Annotated in this window: 7 protein-coding genes; all 7 read left to right on the top strand. The window is 48.0% G+C overall.

Translation table 11 applies throughout. The annotated features are described in order from the left end of the window. A partial coding sequence (locus V7051_RS24375) for a DDE-type integrase/transposase/recombinase (RefSeq protein WP_333879352.1) occupies positions 1 to 524 on the top strand: 524 nt, incomplete at its 5' end. 390 nt (positions 525 to 914) lie between these two features. After that, positions 915 to 1136: a hypothetical protein gene (locus V7051_RS24370; RefSeq protein WP_333879351.1), complete on the top strand. Its 222-nt coding sequence runs from the start codon at positions 915 to 917 to the stop codon at positions 1134 to 1136. 195 nt (positions 1137 to 1331) lie between these two features. Beyond that, positions 1332 to 1751, top strand: a complete 420-nt coding sequence (locus tag V7051_RS24365; RefSeq protein WP_333879350.1) for a DUF6152 family protein — start codon at positions 1332 to 1334, stop codon at positions 1749 to 1751. A 41-nt stretch (positions 1752 to 1792) separates the two neighbouring features. Then, positions 1793 to 2602, top strand: coding sequence for a hypothetical protein (locus tag V7051_RS24360; RefSeq protein WP_333879349.1), 810 nt, complete (start codon positions 1793 to 1795; stop codon positions 2600 to 2602). A gap of 49 nt (positions 2603 to 2651) precedes the next feature. Next, positions 2652 to 3665 carry a hypothetical protein gene (locus V7051_RS24355; protein ID WP_333879348.1) on the top strand — a complete coding sequence of 338 codons (1014 nt, stop codon included), beginning with the start codon at positions 2652 to 2654 and terminating at the stop codon, positions 3663 to 3665. Beyond that, positions 3666 to 4163 (top strand): DUF6644 family protein, encoded by a 498-nt coding sequence (locus tag V7051_RS24350; protein ID WP_333879347.1) that lies wholly within the window; start codon positions 3666 to 3668, stop codon positions 4161 to 4163. Between the two features lie 32 nt (positions 4164 to 4195). After that, the coding region (locus V7051_RS24345; protein WP_333879346.1) for a DUF6644 family protein at positions 4196 to 4611 on the top strand (416 nt) is incomplete at its 3' end.

Here is a 4611-nt window from a genome sequence, read left to right as displayed (position 1 = left end):
ACAAATGGTACCTGTTTGTTGCCATCGACCGAGCCACCCGCTACGTTTACTTAGAACTACACGACAACAAGCGCATGGAAACCGCCCGCGATTTCCTCGAACACACCCGGGCGCACTATCCTTTCAAGATCGAAAAAATCTTGACTGACAACGGTATCGAATTCAGTTACAACCCATTGCCCGATAGCAAGAAACCCAAGGACAAGGAGCATCCCTTTGCGGCACTGTGCAAAGCGCGGCAGATCGAACACCGCACCACGCTGGTCAAACATCCCTGGACCAATGGCATGGTCGAGGCCATGAACAAAAAGGTTAAAGCCAACACCACCAAACGTTTTCACTACAACAACGCAGATGAGTTGAAGGCACATTTGTTCTACTACCTGCTAAACTACAACTTCAATTTAAAACTTCGCGCCATCGGTCGTAAAACGCCATTTGAGACCATACTTCAATGGTACGATAAGAAACCAGACATTTTTGTTGTCAATCCTAACCAGTTAAATGTGGGACTAAACAATTAGATAGATGTATTTCATTGTTATGTTTGTCTGGTATGAATCTTGAGTAGTCGCCAGCCGCCGCACGGATTGAGGTACGTCCAAATCAGAGTCATTGTCGGCTTGATCAAGTGCAGGCTGAGCTTCAGCTTCGCCTATCATTTGACAGCATTTATCGAGCCAACAAAAATTGCGGCACTTTATGTTGGGGAAACCACGAATTTCGCATCAGGCAGGATCCGGTTTATCCATGCTTACTCTTTTGGCGTTTCCGAAGCAAAACTTTTACATGGCGTTAAATCGACTGTTGCGTCAAACAAAGTGTAGAGATGAGTGCACCTATCCAGCATTGTCTGTTGATTTATCAGCAATCAATCTATCAGGCTCAGCTAGAGATCATCTATGGAACGCATCATGAACCAACAAACTGCTTTTTCTGGGTGCCTGGGCTATTTAGATGATTCTACAAAAACTTTTGACCTAATCAGGGCATCTAATGACACCCCAATCTTCTATCCAAAAAACAATGAAGTAAGCGACACAGTTGTATGCCCCATCAGGAGCATCCGCTGTGTTTTCCCTGTTGCATTGGCAGCACATGCCAAGCGTAAATTTATCAAGCCTCAGCTCGGATGACTGTGTAGATGAATGTCCTCAATAAAAAAATATATTAGTAATAGTGACTTACAGAGCAATGGCTTGAATAGCGTGTGGCAATAATCTATTTGGCTAAAGATTTGCTTATCCCGATAGATAACCGGGTTCTGCCCGTTAGTTTTGTCAATCGAGGAATCGGCAAAACAGATCACTTTCAAACAAGGGGACAAATAAATGAATAGAAAAATCAGACCGGCAAGTACATTGGCTATGCTCGGCATTTTATGCGCGGCGGCTCCAGTCCACGCTCATCATGCCTTTTCAGCCGAATTCGACGCGGAAAAACCTGTTGAATTAAAAGGCACGGTGACCAAACTCGAGCTGGTCAATCCGCATAGCTGGCTATACCTGGACGTTAAACAACAAGACGGCAGTGTCGCAAATTGGGGCTTTGAATTCGGGGCGCCTTTTAATCTCAAACAAAAAGGCATTACCAAAGCCAGCTTGCCGGTCGGCAGCGATGTCAACATTCAGGGATACCGGGCGAAAAACGGTAAAAATTTTGGTTATGCAGTAACCACAACGCTAGGCGATGGACGCAGCGTGAAGACAGGCGGCGCCCAAGATGCGCCCGGCGCAACGCCGGGGCAATAATGCCTGAACTTCCACTACGCAACAGTTAAGGAGAATATTTCTTGAGTAAGCTATCTATGACCCCGCTGCACGAAGGCCGGAACTATCCGAAAAATTTGCTGCCGATAGTCGGCATCGTAATGTCTTGCCTACTTGCTACGCAGGTATTGGCCGCAGATAAAAAAATCCCCCGTTTGAGTAACGGCAAGCCTGATTTTTCCGGTATTTGGCAATCGACCAGCGCCGCCGATTACGATCTCGAACCGCATTCAAACCGTAAGGATGCCCCACCCAGCGCAGGTAGTGTGGAGGGTGAATTTCTTCCTTATTTACCAAAAGCATTGACACAAAGGCAAAAGAACTTTGCCACCAGGGCCACGGATGATCCTGCGCTAAAAGGTTACACCTTAGGCGTGCCGCGCGGTATTTACTATCCGGAGCCATTCCAAATATTTCAGCGCAAGCAAGACTTGCTGTTGGTGCATCAATTTGGTCATTCAGTGCGCACTATTAACACCAACGGGACTGACCATCCAAAAGATCCTTACGACTGGTGGCTAGGCGATTCTCGAGGCCATTGGGAAGGCGATACCTTGGTTGTCGACGTGAAGCACTTTAACGATAAAACCTGGTTCGACCGTGCCGGCAACTACCACAGCGATGCATTACATGTCGTCGAAAAATGGGCTTTTTTGGATCCCAATACCATAGAGTACAAAGCCACTATTGAAGATCCGAATGTATTCAGCCGGCCTTGGAATATCAGCGTGATTTTATATCGGCATAGGGAAAAGAATTTTCAATTGATCGAAGATTACCGCTTTACCCTGGATTACGATGACAACTACCCGCCCAAACCGAATAAGCCCTAACAGGATGGATATGTTAAATGCATCGATTATCAAAACGTCTGAGGGTGTTATGAAAAACAAAATGATTCATGAAAAACTTGCGCTTTGCGGCTTAGTGCTGACGGGATTAGCGCTGGTTCCGTTGCTGAGTTTTGCCGCAGAAGAAACCAAGCCTCCGGCTGCGCAACCGCGCCCGGCACAAAAACAACTGGTACTCGGCGGACCGGGCATTGAACAAGAAAGAAGCTTTCCCAAGATCGTTTCCGGCAAGTGGACCGGCCCGAAAACAGCGGACGGACAGCCGGATATTCAAGGCCACTGGTCGAATACCATTGCCAACCATAATAATTTTACCGATCCGCAGGGAGGGATTGTCAATGACCCAAATCCCAATCGGGTAGCAAAAAGCGCTAGAGCAGATCGGGCTCCTAGCAGGGTCAGCTATCCGGCGGATGGGCAAGTGCCGTTTCAACCGTGGGCGCTGGAAAAGGTAAAAGAATTTCAAGCTCATTTCAACGATCCGGTTAAACCGGAATACATCGAACCGTTGGCGAGATGCGCCCCAGGCGGAGTGCCGAAATCGTTGTATTGGCACGGTTATGAAATCAGCCAATATCCCGGCTATGTGGTGTTCCAGTTTAATTCCGGCACCCGCATTATTCATCTGGATGGCAAACCGCCCCTGCCTCAAAATATCAAGCTGTGGAACGGCGACTCCCGCGGTCATTGGGAAGGCAACACTTTAGTGGTCGATGTCAACAATCATAACGGCAAAGCGTTATTCGGCCGTTCCGGTGAATTTATCAGCGAGAATGGCCGCATCCAAGAGCGCTATATTTTCAGTAATGACGGCAGCCGTTACACCTATGAAGCCTTGTTGACCGACCCAACGGTTTACACCCGGCCTTTTACCGTGACAGTCCCGGCCCGTAAATGGACGGAAAAAGATCAACCGAATGGCTGGCATTATGAAGTGGAACCGGCGACCCATTCCGGCAAAAACTTAATTCTTGACCACTACGAGCGGATTTGCGCAGAAAACAACGGCGGCTTCGGCTTGGTGGCTGAAGAAGGAAAAAAATAGATGTCGGCACTGGAAATCGCTCAACAGCTATACGACTCCCAGCTAGGCACCGCCTTACGCGAATCGGTGTATGCCTTTCCTATCGTTGAAGGCCTGCACCTGATTGGCTTGGCTTTTTCTGTCGGGCTGCTGTTTTTTGTTGACTTACGCTTGTTAGGCGTTTTTTTACGCCAAGTGCCGGTGGCCGACATTATGAATCCGCTCAGGCCTTGGTTGCTAGGTGGGTTTGTACTGACTTTCGTTACCGGTGTTTTATTGTTCATCGCTGCGGCAACCAAAATCATCTTACTGCCTGTGTTTCTTTTTAAGCTGGGATTTATTGCCCTGGCCGGCATCAATGCTTTGTGGTTTGAACTCAAATGGGGAAAGTCCGCAAGCGCTTGGGGTTGGTCGACTGAGTTACCGGCAAAGGTTAAATTTGCCGGTTTTGCTTCCTTATTACTGTGGAGCCTGGTTATTATCACAGGCCGGTTGATCCCTTACCTCAGTATCGAATAAGTCTTTGTTAACCTCTTTTGCAGAAAACCATTATGTCAACGCTAGAACTTTTTAGAGCTTTGCAAGCGAGCGACTTTGGTCGCTTCATCGGCAGTTTGGATCATCTGGTTCACGCTGCCATTCAGCTCATGCATATTACCGGCATGCTTTTGCTGCTGTCCTCCATAGTCTTGGTCAGTCTACGTTTGCTTGGTATAGGGTTGCGCACAGTGCTGTTAACGGAAATCGCCAATGCTACCAACCGGTTTATCTGGATTGGCTTGGCTTTATTGCTGATTTCCGGCGTGCTGATGCTGGCGCCGTCCGCTACCAACTATTACGAAAATGATTTTTTCTGGGATAAGTTGGTGCTACTGGGCTTAGCCTTGCTGGTTCATGTCGGCTTATTCCGCAAAGGTCGAGTAGCCCCAAGGAACTGCCCCTTGAGGCTCTCACAGAACCGGACGTG

The organism is Methylobacter sp., assembly GCF_036845245.1.
Lineage (GTDB): Bacteria > Pseudomonadota > Gammaproteobacteria > Methylococcales > Methylomonadaceae > Methylobacter_A.
This window is presented reverse-complemented; position numbering and strand designations above follow the sequence as displayed.